General features: G+C 63.5%; 14 protein-coding genes. 10 read left to right on the forward strand and 4 right to left on the reverse strand.

All coding sequences use genetic code 11. The features are described from left to right. Positions 1-121: 121 nt before the first annotated feature. On the reverse strand, positions 122-592 hold the full coding sequence (secG, locus tag EOC83_RS06260; protein ID WP_013531735.1) for a preprotein translocase subunit SecG: 471 nt from the start codon (positions 590-592) through the stop codon (positions 122-124). A gap of 170 nt (positions 593-762) precedes the next feature. Further along, positions 763-1530: a triose-phosphate isomerase gene (gene tpiA / locus EOC83_RS06265; protein ID WP_013531736.1), complete on the reverse strand. Its 768-nt coding sequence runs from the start codon at positions 1528-1530 to the stop codon at positions 763-765. A 145-nt stretch (positions 1531-1675) separates the two neighbouring features. Between tpiA and EOC83_RS06270 the strand changes: the two genes are divergently transcribed. The 5 genes from EOC83_RS06270 to glp are packed head-to-tail and all read left to right on the forward strand — an operon-like array spanning position 1676 to position 7081. Then, on the forward strand, positions 1676-3568 hold the full coding sequence (locus EOC83_RS06270; RefSeq protein ID WP_063167979.1) for a SurA N-terminal domain-containing protein: 1893 nt from the start codon (positions 1676-1678) through the stop codon (positions 3566-3568). Further along, positions 3565-4575 (forward strand): anthranilate phosphoribosyltransferase, encoded by a 1011-nt coding sequence (gene trpD, locus EOC83_RS06275; protein ID WP_063167978.1) that lies wholly within the window; start codon positions 3565-3567, stop codon positions 4573-4575. The genes EOC83_RS06270 and trpD overlap by 4 nt, the downstream gene beginning before the upstream one ends. 3 nt (positions 4576-4578) lie before the next feature. Further along, positions 4579-5391, forward strand: a complete 813-nt coding sequence (gene trpC / locus EOC83_RS06280) for an indole-3-glycerol phosphate synthase TrpC (RefSeq protein ID WP_063167977.1) — start codon at positions 4579-4581, stop codon at positions 5389-5391. 2 nt (positions 5392-5393) lie between these two features. After that, positions 5394-5876: a cyclic pyranopterin monophosphate synthase MoaC gene (moaC, locus tag EOC83_RS06285; protein ID WP_013531740.1), complete on the forward strand. Its 483-nt coding sequence runs from the start codon at positions 5394-5396 to the stop codon at positions 5874-5876. Further along, complete coding sequence (gene glp / locus EOC83_RS06290; RefSeq protein ID WP_063167976.1) at positions 5876-7081, forward strand: gephyrin-like molybdotransferase Glp; 1206 nt, start codon at positions 5876-5878, stop codon at positions 7079-7081. Before moaC ends, glp begins: the two co-directional genes overlap by 1 nt. Before the next feature lie 48 nt (positions 7082-7129). Here glp and EOC83_RS06295 read toward each other — a convergent pair whose 3' ends face one another. Further along, positions 7130-7960, reverse strand: coding sequence for an alpha/beta hydrolase (locus tag EOC83_RS06295; RefSeq protein WP_063167975.1), 831 nt, complete (start codon positions 7958-7960; stop codon positions 7130-7132). A gap of 313 nt (positions 7961-8273) precedes the next feature. Here EOC83_RS06295 and EOC83_RS06300 point away from each other — a divergent pair, with 313 nt between their 5' ends. From EOC83_RS06300 to lexA, 4 genes are all read left to right on the forward strand, one after another. Further along, entirely contained in the window at positions 8274-9899 is a 1626-nt protein-coding gene (locus tag EOC83_RS06300) for an AMP-binding protein (RefSeq protein ID WP_063167974.1), read from the forward strand. Next, positions 9896-10732: a tryptophan 2,3-dioxygenase gene (kynA, locus tag EOC83_RS06305; protein ID WP_013531744.1), complete on the forward strand. Its 837-nt coding sequence runs from the start codon at positions 9896-9898 to the stop codon at positions 10730-10732. Before EOC83_RS06300 ends, kynA begins: the two co-directional genes overlap by 4 nt. A gap of 78 nt (positions 10733-10810) precedes the next feature. Continuing rightward, a complete protein-coding gene (kynU, locus tag EOC83_RS06310; protein ID WP_024503342.1) occupies positions 10811-12058 on the forward strand; it encodes a kynureninase in 1248 nt (415 codons plus the stop codon). Positions 12059-12468: 410 nt separating this feature from the next. After that, positions 12469-13209 carry a transcriptional repressor LexA gene (lexA, locus tag EOC83_RS06315; RefSeq protein WP_013531746.1) on the forward strand — a complete coding sequence of 247 codons (741 nt, stop codon included), beginning with the start codon at positions 12469-12471 and terminating at the stop codon, positions 13207-13209. Here lexA and EOC83_RS06320 read toward each other — a convergent pair. Further along, positions 13203-15665, reverse strand: a complete 2463-nt coding sequence (locus tag EOC83_RS06320) for a ComEC/Rec2 family competence protein (protein WP_063167973.1) — start codon at positions 15663-15665, stop codon at positions 13203-13205. The genes lexA and EOC83_RS06320 overlap by 7 nt on opposite strands. A gap of 102 nt (positions 15666-15767) precedes the next feature. On the opposite strand from EOC83_RS06320, the gene gltX reads away from it, so the two are divergent. Continuing rightward, positions 15768-17192, forward strand: coding sequence for a glutamate--tRNA ligase (gene gltX / locus EOC83_RS06325; RefSeq protein ID WP_063170234.1), 1425 nt, complete (start codon positions 15768-15770; stop codon positions 17190-17192). Positions 17193-17223: the final 31 nt, after the last annotated feature.

Genomic DNA, 17223 nt, shown 5'->3' on the forward strand with positions numbered 1-17223 from the left:
CGAATAAGCGCGGCCGCCTCAAGCGTGGGGCCATGCCTCACCCCGTCGAATCTTCGTGATCTCGCTGCATTTGCCGCGACTGTGTTCAAACGACCACAGATCGCGGTTCAGGCACCGAGGACTACTGGTTTGGAACCTGCGGGGTCGCCGGTGCGGCGGGAGCCGTGCCGTTGGTCGCCGGCGGCGTCGAGCCGGCGGCAGGCGCAGTGGCCGGGGCAGTCGCAGGAGCCGAAGCATCGTTGCCGGAAGGCGGCGTCGGCGTGGTGGTGCCCGCGGGCGCCGGAGTTGTGGTTCCAGGCAACTGGTTGAGCACGCCTTTGCCGGCGCCGTCCGAGGTCGCCGGCACGCGGTCCAGGATATCGATCGGCTTTTCGCCGTAGCGGGCGACGATCGACAGGGTCAAGGAGGTGGCGAAGAAGGCAGCCGCCAGGATCGCCGTCGCACGCGTCAGCGCATTGGCCGCACCACGCGCGGTCATGAAGCCGGACCCGCCACCGATGCCGAGGCCACCGCCTTCGGAACGCTGCAGCAGCACCACGCCGACAAGGGCGAGCACGACCATGAGATGGATGACGATCAGTACGGTTTCCATAGTTTATCCTGGCAAGGCCTTGCCCGGCCGCGGACACGACCGGTGAATTGGAGGCGGCTCAATACAATGCTTTGACGGCATTTCCAAGCCCGTGGCCGGAATATGGGAAGCAACCCGTCCTTTGCAACGATTTCGTGCACCGGAAGCCCTGTCCGGCAGGGAAAATGTCTTCAAGCAATATTGCGATAGGCCTCGGCGATGCCGAGAAAGTCCGCCGCTTTCAGGCTGGCGCCGCCAACCAGCGCGCCGTCGACATTCCTGACGCCGAGCAGTTCGACCGCGTTGGAGGGCTTGACCGAGCCGCCATAGAGAATGCGCACCTTCGCCGCGACGCCGCCGAGCTTTTCCGATAGCTTTTCGCGGATATGTGCGTGTGCCGCAGCGACGTCGGCCGCTGTCGGCGTCAGGCCGGTGCCGATCGCCCATACCGGCTCATAGGCAATGATGGTGTTGGACGGGGTGGCGCTTGGCGGGACTGAGCCCTCGACCTGCCGCGACAGCACGTCCAGCGTGGCGCCCGCTTCACGCTGCTCATGCGTTTCGCCGACGCAAATGATGGCAACAAGCCCGGCACGCCACGCGGCGGATGCCTTGGCCTGGACAGTGGCGTCATCCTCGCCGCGTTGCTCGCGGCATTCGGAATGGCCGACGATGACATGGCTCGCACCGGCATCCCTGAGCATTTCCGCCGAGATGCAGCCGGTGTAGGCGCCGCTCTCCTTGGTGTGGCAATCTTCGCCGCCGGCATGCACCGGCGTGCGCGACAGGATCTCGGCGGCGTGGGCAAGCAGGGTTGCGGGAACGCAAACCAGCGCTTCGGTCTCCGCGTCAAGCCCACTCATGAAGCCGTTGCCGATCATCCTGAGCTCGTTGAGGGAGGCGCTGGTGCCGTTCATTTTCCAGTTGCCGGCGACGAGCGGGCGAATTCCTGGCGTCATGGGTTTGCTTCTCCGGATGATATCGGGGCTCTGGCCCTCACTACCAAAATCAGGCCACAAAGCAATCGACAGTGGGCCGGAAGGGCGCTATTGCGCTTGTTTCAGACTCGGCGCATGCGAAAATGCGCATAAATCGGAAGTAAAAATGCTTGGTATATTGAGAAGCGCGGCAGGCACCTGGGTCGCGAAGGGGCTGTTGGTGCTGCTGGTGCTCAGCTTTTTGGTCTGGGGCGTTTCCGGACGGCTGATGGGCGGTTTGGCCGGCCATGATTCGGTGATAACCGCTGGCGGCACCAAAGTGTCGATCAACGAATACCGTCTCGCCTATGATCGCCAGCTCGCCGTCATGTCGCAGCAGTTCGGCCAACGTCTCAGCCACGAACAGGCAAAGGCGCTCGGTGTCGATAACCAGGTGCTGGCGCAGCTCGTCTCGGGTGCCGTTCTCGATGAACAGGCCCGCAAGCTGGGCCTCGGACTTTCCAAAGACCGGCTGGCCGAGCTGACACGCGAAGACCCGGCCTTCAAAGGCCCGGGCGGCCAGTTCGATCGCAGAACGTTCGAATATATGCTGCAGCAGATTGGCATGCGACCCGAGGACTATTTGAAGAACCGTGCTCAGGTGGCGGTGCGCCAGCAGATTGTCGAGGCGGTCTCGGACGGCCTCAAGGCTCCGGACACTTTCTTCAAGGCAGTTGCGCTCTATCGCGGCGAAGACCGCACCATCGACTATTTGACGCTGCCCAAGGCACTCGTCGAGCCGATCGTGGCGCCATCCGATAGCGTGCTTTCGGCCTATTTCGAAGCCAACAAGAAGACATATGCGGCACCCGAATACCGCAAATTCTCCTATGTCCGCCTCGAGCCGGTCGACATCATGGATCCGACCGCCGTCACCGACCAACAGGTCAGCGACGATTACAACAAGAACAAGGCGCGTTACACCACGCCGGAATTGCGTACCATCGAGCAGCTCGTGTTCAAGACGCCGGATGCGGCCAAGGCCGCGTTCGATTCGCTCAAGGCAGGCGCCACTTTCGACAAGCTGGTCACGGCGGAAGGCAAGACCCCAGCCGACACGTTGCTCGGCACGCTTGCCAAGGACAAGATCGCCGACAAGGCGGTCGCCGACGCCGCCTTCGCGCTTAACGCCAATGAAGTCAGCCAGGTCGTGCAGGGCGCCTTCGGTCCGGTGCTGCTGCGTGTCACCGAGATCAAGCCCGAGGTGGTGAAGCCGCTGGCCGAGGTGTCCGACCAGATCCGCAAGGATCTGGCGCTGGGCGAGGCAAGCCGCATCCTTCTGGACGTGCGCGACAATTACGATGACACCCGCGCCGCCGGCAGTTCGCTGGCCGACGCTGCGGCCAAGCTGAAGCTGAAGGTCGTCACCATCGACGCCATCGATCGCAGTGGACTGCGGCCAGATGCAAGCATCGTCAAGGACCTGCCGCAATCGCCGGAGCTGATCAAAGCGGTCTTCGACGCCGAACCCAACACGGAAAACGATGCCTTGACCACAGCCGACAACGGCTTCGTCTTCTATGAGGTGGCGTCCATCACGCCGGCTCGCGACCGCACGCTGGATGAGGTTCGTCAGAAAGTCGTGGCCGACTGGACGGCGGCGGAAACAAGCAAGCGGCTCGCCGCCAAGGCTGACGAGCTGGAAAAGCGGCTCAAGGCCGGCGCAACGCTCGATGTCATTGCCAGCGAACTGAAGCTGGAAAAGCAGACCAAGCGCGGTGTGAAGCGCGAGGCTGACGACGTCGATTTCGGCAAGGAAGGTGCCGCAGCGATGTTCGGAGTCGGCGAAGGCGGTACCGGCCTGATCCCCTCGCCTACCGGCGACGGAGAGATCCTGTACAAGGTCGCCGAAGTGTTCGAGCCCGCCGGGGCCGATGCCAGCTCGGTGCCGGATGACGCACAGAAATCCTTCACCTCCGGCATGTCGGACGACCTGCTCGACCAATTGGTGGCGCAGTTGCAGACGCAGTACGACGTTCGCGTCGACCAGGCCGCCGTCGCCCAAGCCTCGACAAGATGAGCGCGCTGAAAACCCATATCGCCAAGATCGCGACCGGTAGCGCGCTTTCCTTCGAGGAAGCGCGCGAGGCCTTCGACATCATCATGTCGGGTGATGCGACCCCCGGCCAGATCGGCGGTTTCCTGATGGCGCTGCGCGTGCGAGGCGAGACGGTGAGCGAGATTTCCGGCGCCGTCGCCACCATGCGGGCCAAGATGCTGCAAGTCGACGCGCCGGACGGCGCCATCGATATCGTCGGCACCGGCGGGGACAATTCCCACAGCGTCAATATTTCCACGGGATCGGCCTTTGTCATCGCCGGCAGTGGTGTGCCGGTTGCCAAGCACGGCAATCGTGGCCTGTCCTCGCTGACAGGAGCCGCCGACGTGCTGGTTGCGCTCGGCGTCAAGATCGACATCTCGCCCGAATTCATCGGCCGCTGCATCCACGAGGCTGGCATTGGTTTCATGTTCGCGCCCGCGCACCATCCAGCGATGAAACATGTCGGTCCGACCCGCGTCGAACTCGGCACCCGCACCATCTTCAACCTGCTCGGGCCGCTCTCCAATCCAGCTGGCGTCAAGCGGCAGCTGGTCGGTGTGTTCCTGCCGGAATGGATCCTGCCGGTTGCCGAGACGCTGAAGGCACTGGGTGCGGAGCATGCCTGGGTTGCTCATGGCGACGGCTATGACGAGATCACCACCACCGGCGAGACGCAGGTCGCCGAACTGATCGGCGGCGAGATCCGCAGCTTCACCCTGACGCCTGAAGCGGTCGGGTTGCCGCGCCACAGCAGGGACGAACTGCGTGGCGGCGATGCGGACTACAATGCCAAAGCCTTGCGCGATATGCTGGGCGGCGCTGCCGGCGCCTATCGCGACACCGTGCTGATGAATGCCGGCGCCGGCCTGGTGGTGGCGGGCAAGGCGACGACGCTTGCTGACGGCATCGCGCTCGCCGCGCAAGCCATCAACAGCGGCCGGGCCCTGCAAGTGCTCGACAGGCTGGTCGAGATTTCGAACGGGTAAAACGTGTCTGACATTCTTCGCAAGATCGAGGCCTACAAGCGCGACGAGATCGCGGCGGCAAAGGCACGTGTGCCGCTGGCCGAAATCAAGGCGCGAGCCAAGGACGCCGACGCACCGCGCGGCTTTCTTGCCGCACTCGAAGCAAAGCGCAAATCCGGCGCCTTTGCGCTGATCGCCGAGATCAAGAAGGCAAGCCCGTCCAAGGGGCTGATCCGCGCCGATTTCGATCCGCCGGCGCTGGCGCAGGCCTATGCCAAGGGTGGCGCTGCCTGTCTTTCGGTGCTGACCGACGCACCGTCCTTCCAGGGCGCGCCGGAATTTCTCACCCGGGCGCGAGCCGCCGTCGCGCTGCCGGCGCTGCGCAAGGATTTCCTGTTCGATCCCTATCAGGTCTACGAAGCCCGCGCCTGGGGCGCGGATGCCATCCTGATCATCATGGCCAGCGTCGACGACGCCCTGGCGAGCGAGCTTGAGGCAACGGCATTCGAACTCGGCATGGATGCGCTGATCGAGGTGCATGATGAGGCCGAGACGTTGCGCGCGCTAAAACTGTCGTCGCGGCTGATCGGTATCAACAACCGTAATCTGCGCACATTCGAGACCAGCCTCGACACTTCAGTGCGGCTGGCGAAGATGGTTCCGGCCGACCGCTTGCTGGTCAGCGAGAGCGGTATTTTCTCGCATGACGACTGCCTCAGGCTGCAAAAGAGCGACATCGGCACTTTTCTTGTCGGCGAGAGCCTGATGCGGCAACAGGACGTCACCACCGCGACGCGCTTGCTTCTGACAGGCAAGGCTTTGGCCGAGGCTATCTGACGATGGTATCAGGCCTGACCCATCTCGGCGCGCAGGGCGAGGCCAACATGGTCGATGTCGGCGACAAGGAAGAAACAACGCGCACGGCGATCGCCGAAGGCTTTGTCGCGATGCAGCCCGAGACGCTGAAGATGATCCTCGCCGGCAACGCCAAGAAGGGCGACGTGCTCGGCACCGCGCGCATCGCCGGCATCATGGCGGCGAAGAAGACGCATGATCTGATCCCGCTCTGCCATCCGCTGCTGCTGACCAAAGTTTCCGTCGACATCGAGCCCGACCATGCATTGCCGGGCCTGAAGGTCACCGCGCTGGCGCGCGTCACCGGCAAGACGGGCGTCGAGATGGAGGCGCTGACGGCCGCTTCGGTAGCCTGCCTGACCATCTACGACATGGCCAAAGCAGTAGACCGCGCCATGGTCATCACCGGCATCCGCCTGGTCGAAAAGACCGGCGGCAAGTCGGGTGACTACAAGGCGAGTTCCTGATGGCGCTGGTTCCTATCGCGGAGGCGCTTGAGCGCCTGCTCGATGGTGCGGCACCTCTAGCCGGCGAAAGCGTTCCTCTGTTCGAGGCGGTGGATCGTGTTCTGGCGGAACCGGTCGTGGCACTCCGTACCCAGCCACCTTTCAACGCTTCCGCCATGGATGGCTATGCCGCTCGAGCCGCCGACGTGGCGTCGGTACCATCCAGGCTGTCGGTGATCGGCATGGCGCCGGCCGGACGTGGTTTTGCCGGTAGGATCGGCAAGGCACAAGCGGTGCGCATCTTCACCGGCGCGCCGCTGCCCGAAGGCGCCGACACCATCGTCATCCAGGAGAATGTCCGCGACCTCGGCGGCGGCGAAATCGAAGTGACCGAGCCGACGGCGCAATGGCGCAATATCCGTCGCATCGGGCTCGATTTTTCAACAGGCGACATGCTGCTCGAAAGAGGCCGTTTGCTCGACCCGGCGGCACTGTCGCTGGCAGCATCGGCCAACCATCCCCAGGTCAAGGTGGTAAGACGACCGCTGGTCGCCATCATCGCCACCGGCGACGAATTGCTGCCGCCGGGCAGTAATCTCGGCCCGGACCAGATCATCTCGTCCAATGCCTATGGCGTCGCTGCCACCGCACACTCGGTCGGCGCCCGCGCGCTCGATCTCGGCATTGCCGCCGATCGCAAGGAGGCCATCGCCGAACTGGTGCAAAAAGCGGTGGCGGCCGGTGCGGATGTCATCGTGACGCTTGGTGGCGCCTCGGTCGGCGATCACGACCTGATCCACGACGTGCTGACCGGCGAAGGCATGACGCTCGGCTTCTGGAAGATTGCCATGCGCCCCGGCAAGCCGCTGATGTTCGGCCGCCTCGGCGATATCAGGTGCATCGGCCTGCCCGGCAACCCGGTGGCAAGCCTGGTCTGCTCGCAACTGTTCCTGAAGCCGCTGCTGGCGCGGCTCGGTGGCCGCAACCATCGCCAGGACATTCGCCCAGCGCGACTGGGTACCGCAATGCCGGCCAATGATTTGCGCCAGGACTATGTCCGAGCCGTGGTCAGGGAAGATGACGGCGCGCTGGTGGCGACGCCGTTCGGCATTCAGGATTCCTCGATGCTGAGAATGCTGGCCGACGCCAACGGGCTGATCGTGCGGGCGCCGTTTGCCCCTGCAGCAGCCGCGGGCGAGGCTTGCAGCGTTTTGATGCTGCGCTGAGGAATTCCAGGCAAGCCGTTCATAACAGACGAGAAAGTGATCTCGGCTCTAGCTCGAGATCAAGCTCTGTGTCAGCGGATGCGCCGGATCGGCAAGGCCGTCGACAATGTCGTAGTGATGCCGGTCGGGCTCGACCACGGTGCTGGTGGTGGCGCCAAGGCCGGTCCAGATGTTGGCAAGCAACGCATTCTGGCGCAGGAACTCGGCGCGCTCACCGCCGCCGGCCCAGCAGGTGATGCGGGCGCCATCCATCGGGCGCAGCAGGGCTGGGCTTTCAGCCAGCGCCTCCTCTTCGTCGATTGCCAGGTCCTTGTTCATGCCGGTGCGCATGAGCGGACGCAAATCGTGTAGACCTGAAATCGAAACGACATGGCGTATGCGCCGCGCCACATCCGGCGCCAGAGGCGTGGTTGTCGTCACCATCCGGGTGGCGAGATGGCCGCCGGCCGAATGTCCGGTCAGCATCAGCGGTCCGTCAACCATTGCCGCTGCCTTGCCAATCGCCGCCCCGACCTCCCGGACGATGCCTGCGATGCGTATGTCCGGGCACAGCGTGTAGGAGGGCATCGCAACGGCGAAGCCGCTGCCGACCGCGCCATTGGCGAGATGCGACCACAAGCTCTTGTCGGTCTCCAGCCAGTAACCACCATGGATAATCACCACCAGTCCTTTGGGCGCGGCCTTGGGAAGGAAAAGATCGAGCCGATTGCGCGGCCTGTCGCCGTAGGCGATGTCGAGCCGTGCCCGGCTCTCTGCCGAGAGCGCATCGCGGAATGCTGCCGCTGGCTCGGACCAGGCGGCTGGCCAACGGTCGCTGCCGGCAATGTTCGCGCCGTTGGCATAGGCATCATCCCAATCGACGATGTGACGTTCGAACATCTGCGCCCTCCCCCAAAACGGCATCGCTGTTGCGCTAGCAATGGCCAGCGCCACGCCATGCGTCAATGCTCCAGGGCAAAAACATTTTAGGCTTGAAACAAATTTCGACTGGTGCGATCCTGCCCGCACGAACAGCCGACAATGGGAGGTCTGCTGTGCTGCCCTCACCTGCAGATGTTCACCCTTTCGGCGCGCATCTCCGAGCAGGCGTGATGGGCAGCACGAAGCCTCCTCAGAGCAGGACCTTAGGATCCACCACATCCAGCCAAGGCGCATTGCGCACTGGCCAGGCAGCAGACGGGAGAGCGGCGACATGCTTGGGCCTTCAGCGCATATCGACACGTTCACGCGCGATCACCTGCCGCCGCCGGAGCAATGGCCCGATATACTGCTCGACGGCTTCGACTATCCCGAACGCCTCAACGCCGGTGTCGAACTGACCGACCGGCTGGTCGAGAAGGGCCTCGGCGACCGCACAGCCCTGATCGGCAATGGCCGCCGCCGCACCTACAAGGAACTGTCCGACTGGACGAACAGGCTCGCCCACGCGCTGGTCGAGAATTATGGCGTCGAGCCCGGCAACCGGGTGCTGATCCGCTCGGCCAACAACCCCGCCATGGTCGCCTGCTGGCTGGCTGCCACCAAGGTCGGCGCCGTGGTCGTCAACACCATGCCTATGCTGCGCGCCGGCGAACTGGCCAAGATCGTCGACAAGGCGGAAATCACCGTCGCGCTCTGCGACACCAGGCTGATGGACGAGATGACCGCCTGCGCCAAGGACAGCACCTTCCTCAAACAGGTCATAGGCTTCGACGGCACCGCCAACCATGATGCCGAGCTCGATCGTGCCGCTCTCGACAAGCCGGTGACATTCACCGCCGTCAACACCGGCCGCGACGATGTCGCGCTGCTCGGCTTCACCTCGGGCACGACAGGCGTGCCGAAGGCGACGATGCATTTCCACCGCGACCTCCTGATCATCGCCGACGCCTATGCCCGCGAAATCCTGGAGGTGACGCCGGACGACATCTTCGTCGGCTCGCCGCCGCTGGCTTTCACTTTCGGCCTTGGCGGGCTCGCTATCTTTCCCCTGCGCTTCGGTGCGGCGGCGACGCTGCTGGAGCAGGCGACGCCACCCAACATGATCCACATCATCGAGACCTACAAAGCCACGATCTCCTTCACCGCGCCGACTGCCTACCGCGCCATGCTGAAGGCCATGGATGAAGGTGCCGATTTGTCTTCGCTGCGGGTTGCCGTTTCAGCCGGCGAAACCTTGCCCGCTCCGGTTTTCGAAGAGTGGACGCAAAAGACCGGCAAGCCGATCCTCGACGGCATCGGCGCCACCGAAATGCTGCACATCTTCATCTCCAACCGCTTTGGCGACATGAAGCCCGCGTCGACCGGCAAGCCGGTCGGCGGCTACGAGGCGCGCATCGTCGACGACGAGATGCGCGAAGTACCGCGCGGCGCGACCGGCAGGCTGGCGGTGCGCGGCCCGACCGGCTGCCGCTACATGGCCGATATCAGGCAGAAGGACTACGTGCGCGACGGCTGGAACATCACCGGCGACACCTTCACGCAGGACGAGGACGGCTTCTTCCATTTCGCCGCGCGCTCCGACGATATGATCGTCAGCGCCGGCTACAACATTGCCGGCCCCGAGGTCGAGGCCGCACTTCTGTCACATCCCGACGTCGCCGAATGCGCGGTGATCGGCGCCGAGGACGCCGAGCGCGGCCAGATCGTCGAGGCGCATGTCGTGCTGGTGCAGGGCGTGGCGCCTGACGCATTGACGACCAAGCGCCTGCAGGACCATGTCAAGGCGACGATCGCGCCCTACAAATACCCGCGATCGGTGAAATTCATTGCTGCTTTGCCCAAGACCCAGACCGGCAAGATCCAGCGCTTCCGGCTGCGCACGGAGAAAGTCAATTGAGCGAGCCCTACGATCCGGCGTCCGAAGGCGCACAGATGTCGTTCAACGAGCGCATGTCGTACAGCGACTATCTGCACCTGGAGAAAGTGCTGGAGGCGCAGACACCGCTCTCGTCGGCGCATGACGAGATGCTGTTCATCATCCAGCACCAGACCTCGGAACTGTGGATGAAGCTCGCTTTGCACGAGATTGGCGCCGCGATCCGCTCGATCCGCGCCGACCGGCTTGAGCCGAGCTTCAAGATGCTGTCGCGAGTCGCGCGCATCTTCGAGCAGCTGAACAATGCCTGGGATGTGCTGCGGACGATGACGCCCAGCGAATACACCGAGTTTCGCGACGCGCTCGGCCAGTCCTCGGGTTTCCAGTCCTGGCAGTATCGCGCCATCGAGTTCATGGCCGGCAACCGCAACCTGGCCATGCTCGGCCCTCACAAGCATCGGCCTGACCTCAGCGGAAAGCTGGAAGCCATTCTGGCCGAGCCGTCGCTCTATGACGAAGCGCTGCTGCTTTTGGCGCGCAACGGATTCGACATCGGTGCCGATGCCAGGCGCACGGACTGGCGTGAGACGCGAACCGAGAATGAAGAGGTCCTGGTCGCCTGGCAGACTATCTACCGCGATCCGCAGCGCTACTGGATGTTCTACGAACTGGCCGAGAAGCTGGTCGACTTCGAGGATTATTTCCGCCGCTGGCGCTTCAACCACGTCACCACGGTGGAGCGCATCATCGGTCTGAAGCGCGGCACCGGCGGCACGTCGGGCGCTTCGTATCTGAAGAAAATGCTCGAGGTCGTGCTGTTTCCGGAGCTGTGGACGGTCCGCACCCGGCTCTGACATCATCGAAATGAGAACAGGCTCACCGAAGGGACGCTCTGTGGCGGAAACCCCTTCGCGAACAACCGGGGACTGACCATGAGTGGAATTCCTGATCTCGCCGCAGTCGAAGCGATGGATGCCACGGATCCGCTGCGGGCCATGCGCGACCGTTTCATTCTGCCGGAGGGGGTGATCTATCTCGACGGCAATTCACTGGGGGCAGCATCTCATGCCGTTTTCGGCGAGCTGCAGCAGGCGGCGACGCAGGAATGGGCCCGAGATCTTATCCGAGCCTGGAACACGGCCGGATGGTTCGAGATGCCGATCGAACTCGGCGACCAACTCGGACGCCTGATAGGAGCCGCGGCCGGCCAGACCGTTGTCTGCGACACGACATCGACCAACATCTACAAGGTGCTGCACGCAGCGATGGAGATGCGGCCCGGCCGGTCAGCCATCGTCGCCGAAGGTGACAGTTTTCCCACCGACCTGTACATCGCCGAAGGCGTGGCCTCGACCCGGGATGGCGTCCTGCTGCGCCTCGCGGGCGTCGACGCGCCGACCATCGAAGATCTGATCGACGAAAACGTCGCGGTGGTGCTGGTCAACCACGTCAATTACAAATCGGGTGAACTGCGCGACATGGCGGCGCTGACGCGCAGGGCTCATACGGCCGGAGCGCTGATCGTCTGGGATCTCTGCCACACCGCCGGCGCCCTGCCCGTCGAGCTCGATCAGGCAAATGCCGATTTCGCTGTCGGCTGCACGTACAAGTACCTCAACGGCGGTCCGGGCGCGCCGGCCTTCATCTATGCCGCGCAGCGCCACCACGGCGATATCAGCCAGCCGCTCAGCGGCTGGTGGGGCCATGCGCGGCCCTTTGCCTTCGAACGGGGTTATGTTGCCGGCACCGGCATCCGCCGTTTTCTGTGCGGTACGCAACCGGTCCTGTCGATGCGGGCGCTCAAAGGCGCGCTTGCCATCTGGAGCGACGTCGACATGGCGGCATTGCGAAAGAAGAGCGTCGCGCAGACAGAACTGTTCATCCAGCTCGTCGAAGCCAAGTGCGGCGCCTACGGTCTCACGCTGGAGACCACCCGCGACGCGACCAGGCGCGGCAGCCAGGTGTCGTTCCTTCACGACCACGGCTATCAAATCATGCGGGCGCTGATCGAGCGCGGGGTGATCGGTGACTTCCGCGCACCGTCGACCATCCGTTTCGGCTTCACGCCGCTCTATGTCAGCTACAAGGATGTGTGGCTGGCGGTTGAGGTTCTGGAAGACATTCTGCGCACGGGAGCATGGAAGGACCAGCGTTTCGCCGTCAAGGAAGCCGTTACCTGACGCACCGATCCCGGCGATCCGCCGTCGCTGCCCTCACTGCCTGGCAAATGACGGAGAGCTGAATTTCCAGCCAAAATGCCCAACTGACGTTGGCGTTTTGGCTCCGTTTCGTTCACGGCCAACGAACGTCCCGAAGGTTGCAATCGCCCCTTGTCGAGGTCGATCGACAGATAATGCCAAGCTTTGGTAGGGGATAAGCCACAGGTCATTAACCATAACAATTTCAATGTGAGCAGGCGCATTGCCGAAGGTGGCGCCCGTCGATCGTAACCCGCTGGCAAGCGCCAAATAATTTCAGCAGCCTTAACAAATTCATTAAACTTTAAACGGTTGCAGAACACAACTGGAACAGATAGTGTTTGTTCTGGGTTTGTTTTTCGATTCTGGTTTCAGGGAACCTGGGGGCCGCCATGCTGACACGCAAGCAACATGAACTGCTGATGTTCATCCATGAACGCCTGAAGGAGAGCGGCATTCCGCCATCCTTCGACGAGATGAAGGAGGCGCTCGACCTTGCCTCCAAATCCGGGATTCATCGGCTGATCACGGCCCTTGAGGAGCGCGGCTTTATCCGCCGGCTGCCCAATCGGGCCCGCGCGCTGGAAGTGCTGCGGCTGCCGGACTCCATCGCGCCAGGCCTCAATGCGGCAAAGAAGTTTTCGCCAAGCGTCATCCAGGGCAGTCTTGGTCAGGGTGGTGCTCTTGGCCGGCAGATCAAGCCGGCGCCTTCGCGGATGCCTTCGCCCGGCAATGACGACGATGCGGTCTCTGCCGTTTCGATCCCGGTCATGGGTCGCATCGCCGCCGGCGTGCCGATCGATGCCATCCAGCATCAGACGCATTCGATTTCGGTGCCGCCGGACATGATCATGGGCGGCGCGCACTATGCGCTGGAGGTCAAGGGCGATTCGATGATCGAGGCCGGCATCTTCGACGGCGACACCGTTATCATCCGTAACGCCGACACGGCCAGCCCCGGCGAGATCATCGTGGCGCTGGTCGATGAAGAGGAAGCGACGCTGAAGCGGTTCCGCCGCAAGGGCGCCTCGATTGCCCTCGAAGCCGCCAATCCAGCCTATGAGACACGGATTTTCGGGCCGGACAGGGTCAAGGTGCAAGGCAAGCTCGTCGGCCTGATCCGTCGCTACTGAGACGGCTGTGGGTTGACCACTGGCTTCTCGGGTTTCTTGAAGGGTGCCAGCCCCCTCGCCTCGCGAGAGTATCTGCGTTGCGTGTGCCAGGGCCGATATGGGCTGTCCACCGCGAAGCTGATCGTCGCCGGCGTGGTCGCCGATTGGCGATCGAAGAAGACCGCGGCACTGCCTTTGCGAGCCAGTTGCCGCTTGGTGATGACGAGAACCAGCGGGTTGTGACAGGCGTCATAGGCGGTGGCGTCGTTGACGACGATCAGTTCGGCGAAGCCGCAGGCTTTCCAGGTGTCCTTGCGGTCCTCGACATAGGCAATGATCGCACCGGACATGTGCCTGGCCACGCAAACGCCTGAGGAGCAATAGAACGGCGATCCCGGCGGTAGCTCAACGGCATCCGCGACGTCGAATTGCCCATCGCTGTTGTCGAACACTTCCGGAACGACGATGGTTTCCGATGTCAGCGCGCGTTTCCAGTTGTCGACGGTGAATTCGTTCGGCCGTTGCCGGCTGACGGCAAGCTCACCGCCACCGATCGGCAACGCCACCAGCCGGGCGTCTTCCGAGATCAGCACATCGGGCGTGCGCGTATCCGAGACGGTCAGCAAGCCTGCCAACGCGAATGGCAGAGCCGCGAGCCGCAGCCATGTCGTCGCCATCGTCGCGATGACCAGGGCAATGGCCACCAGCAGGACCGACTGTTGCGAAATCAGCCCGACCCCATCGACAGGCGAACGCTCGGAGATCCAGCCCGATATGGCGATCATCATCGTCAGGCCCTTGCCCATCAGGTAGAGACCTGGCCAATCCAATCCGAAAGGCATCAGCAGCGCGCTGGCGACGGCCAGGAACATGACGACGGTGACGATCGGCATAACCGCGAGATTGGCGAACAGGCTGAGCGGCGACACACGCTGAAAATGCCAGATGGCAAACAGCGTCGTGGCGCTGCCGGCGATGATCGAGGTCATGGCCAGACCGATTGCCGCCAGCAGGAATTTTCGTGTCAGGAACCCGGGCAAGGATCGCTTCGGCGGCGGCGTTCTTGCTTTTCCCGCGCGGTGATCCGCCCAGCCGGCATAGGCGCCGACCAGAGCCGCGGTCGCGGCGAACGACATCTGAAAACTCGGGCCGACCACCTCATGCGGCGACACCACGATGACGGCGATCGCCGAGATCGCCAGATTGCGCATGGTGAGTGCTGCTCGATCGAACAGAACTGCAATCAGCATCACTGCCAGCATGATGAAGCTGCGTTCGGCGGCGACGACGATACCTGAGATGACGAGGTAGGCTGCGATCGAGAACAGTGCGGCGGCAGCGGCATACTTCTTGACCGGGCGACGCGCGGAAAAATCGGGAAACAAGGCGAAGGCGCCGCGCAGCAACCCCATGATGGTGCCGGCGACCAGAGCCATATGCAGTCCCGAAATGGAGATGATGTGGTAGATGCCGGTACGTCGCATCGCCTCATTGATGTCGTCGGGAATGCCGGCGCGCACGCCGACGATCAGCGCCGCGGCGATCTCGCCTTCGGCGCCGCCGACGCTCGCCCTGATATGGTCGGCGATGCCTTCACGGGCATTTTCCACGCTGGAGGAAATTCGGGCCGACAGCGGCATGTCGCCATCATCGCTGACGACAAGCTTGGGATTGCCGAGAAAGAACCCGCTGCCGCCAATGCCGGCAAAATAGCTGTCGAAGGAGAAATCATAGCTGTCCGGTCGCACCGGCCCGGTCGGCGGCAAAAGCTTGGCATATCCAGTGATGAGAGAGCCTGCGGTCACGTCAGCCGGGATCTTGCGTGCCGAAAGCCGTACCCGTTCCGGCGCATAGCGCAGTTTCGGTCTTGCGGTCGATGTTACGTCGATGGTCAGCCGGATACGGCCAGTTTCCATACGGTCGAGCGAGACGACGCGGCCGGTCACCTGCGTCGAGATTTCCGAGCCCAACATTTGTGTGCCCGCACGCCACGTCTCGACCTTGGCAGCAAGCAGCCCTAGGGCGCACAAAAGTGCCGCCATGAAACACAGATGGGTCTTTGGCCATGAGCGCGAGACCAGCGCACAGATCCCCGTCAGGATGACAACCGCGACAGGTCTCGCAAAGTCGGGTTCAGCCGTCAGCGAAAAATAGCCGATCGCTCCGATCGCAAGGCAGACCGGTACCAGCAGGAAGGCCACGCCCCGGTCGAGTTCCAGGCTCGCCGCCATGTTCACGCTGTGGCGCAGGCGTGGCAGTGATATCAGGCCGATCTGCCGGCGCACGCGCACGATCCTGCCGGTTCCGGCAACAGGAACAGAGGCGGCGATACCCGTTTGCAAGGGCAGCTTGCCGGAATCCGGCACGAGGGGCGACGGCGGCGGCAATGAGGCTGGCAGAGGCGCAAACAGGGACCGTTCGCTGACGCCAATGGCAGCGTCCTCGCCCTGATCCGAGCCCCAGCCTCGTCCAGCCATCGGGTCTGCCCCTTGCGCCCTCGACACCCTATGCTACATGAACGCGCAAAGCGCGAAAGTCCGCGCGACCGCACCCCGCTTCAGATGGTTTCCGAGAGTTCCATGTCCGACAAGGTCGTCACCCGTTTTGCCCCCTCGCCCACCGGCTATTTGCACATAGGCGGCGCGCGCACGGCGCTGTTCAACTGGCTGTATGCAAAGCACACCGGCGGCACGATGCTGCTGCGCATCGAGGACACCGATCGCGAACGCTCCAATGAAGCCGCGACGGCTGCCATCCTCGACGGGCTTTCCTGGCTTGGCCTGAGCTGGGACGGCGAGCCGGTGTCGCAGTTCGAGCGTGCGCCCCGCCACCGCGAGGTGGCCGAGGAGCTCGTGCGCATCGGCAAGGCCTATTATTGCTACGCCACGCCAGCCGAACTGGAGGCCATGCGCGAGGCCGCCAGAGCCAAGGGGCTGCCACCCCGCTACGATGGCCGCTGGCGCGACCGCGACCCCTCAGAGGCACCCGCAGGTGCCAAGGGCGCCATCCGCATCAAGGCGCCGACCGAAGGCGAGACCGTCGTCCATGACCGGGTCCAGGGCGACGTGCGCTTTCCTAACAAGGATCTCGATGACTTCATCATCCTGCGTTCCGACGGCAATCCCACTTACATGCATGCCGTCGTCGTCGACGATCATGACATGGCCGTCACCCACATCATCCGCGGCGACGACCATCTGACCAACGCCGCCCGCCAGACCGTCATCTACAACGCCATGGGCTGGGACGTGCCGTCCATGTCGCATATCCCGCTGATCCACGGCGCCGATGGCGCCAAGCTATCGAAGCGGCACGGCGCGCTTGGCGTCGAGGCTTATCGCGCCATGGGCTACCTGCCGGAGGCGCTGCTCAACTACCTGGCGCGTCTCGGCTGGAGCCATGGCGACGACGAGATCATGTCGATCAAGGACATGATTTCCTGGTTCGACATCGGCGACGTCAACAAGGGCGCGGCGCGCTTCGACTTCGCCAAGCTGGAGGCAATCAACGGCGCACATATGCGTCGCATGAGCGATGCCGAACTGTTCGACATCTTCATCGCCACCCTGCCCTACCTCGAAGGTGGCCCGGCGATCGCCGCACGCCTGAACGACAGCACCAAGGCGCAGTTGCTGGCAGCGCTTCCGGGCCTGAAGGAGCGCGCCAAGACGCTGGTGGAGCTCGTCGACGGCGCGGCCTTCCTGTTTGCCACGCGACCGCTGCCGATCGACGACAAGGCGGCCCTTCTGCTCACCGACGATGCCCGCAAGATCCTGCGCAGTGCTCACGAAGCTTTGAACGGGCTTGCGGGTGACTGGACAGCCGTCTCGGCGGAGGCGGCGATCCGCGAGGTGGCGGCGGCCGGCAGCCACAAGCTCGGCGCGGTGGCCCAGCCTTTGCGCGCCGCTTTGACCGGCAAAAGCACCTCGCCGGGCGTGTTCGATGTGCTCGCCGTGCTCGGCCGCGAGGAAAGCCTGGCGCGCATCTCAGATCAAATCGATTAGGAGCAAACTGGCCCAAGAAGATTGGCATTGA

Source organism: Mesorhizobium sp. Primo-A, from assembly GCF_003997175.1.
GTDB classification, from domain to species: Bacteria; Pseudomonadota; Alphaproteobacteria; order Rhizobiales; family Rhizobiaceae; genus Mesorhizobium; species Mesorhizobium ciceri.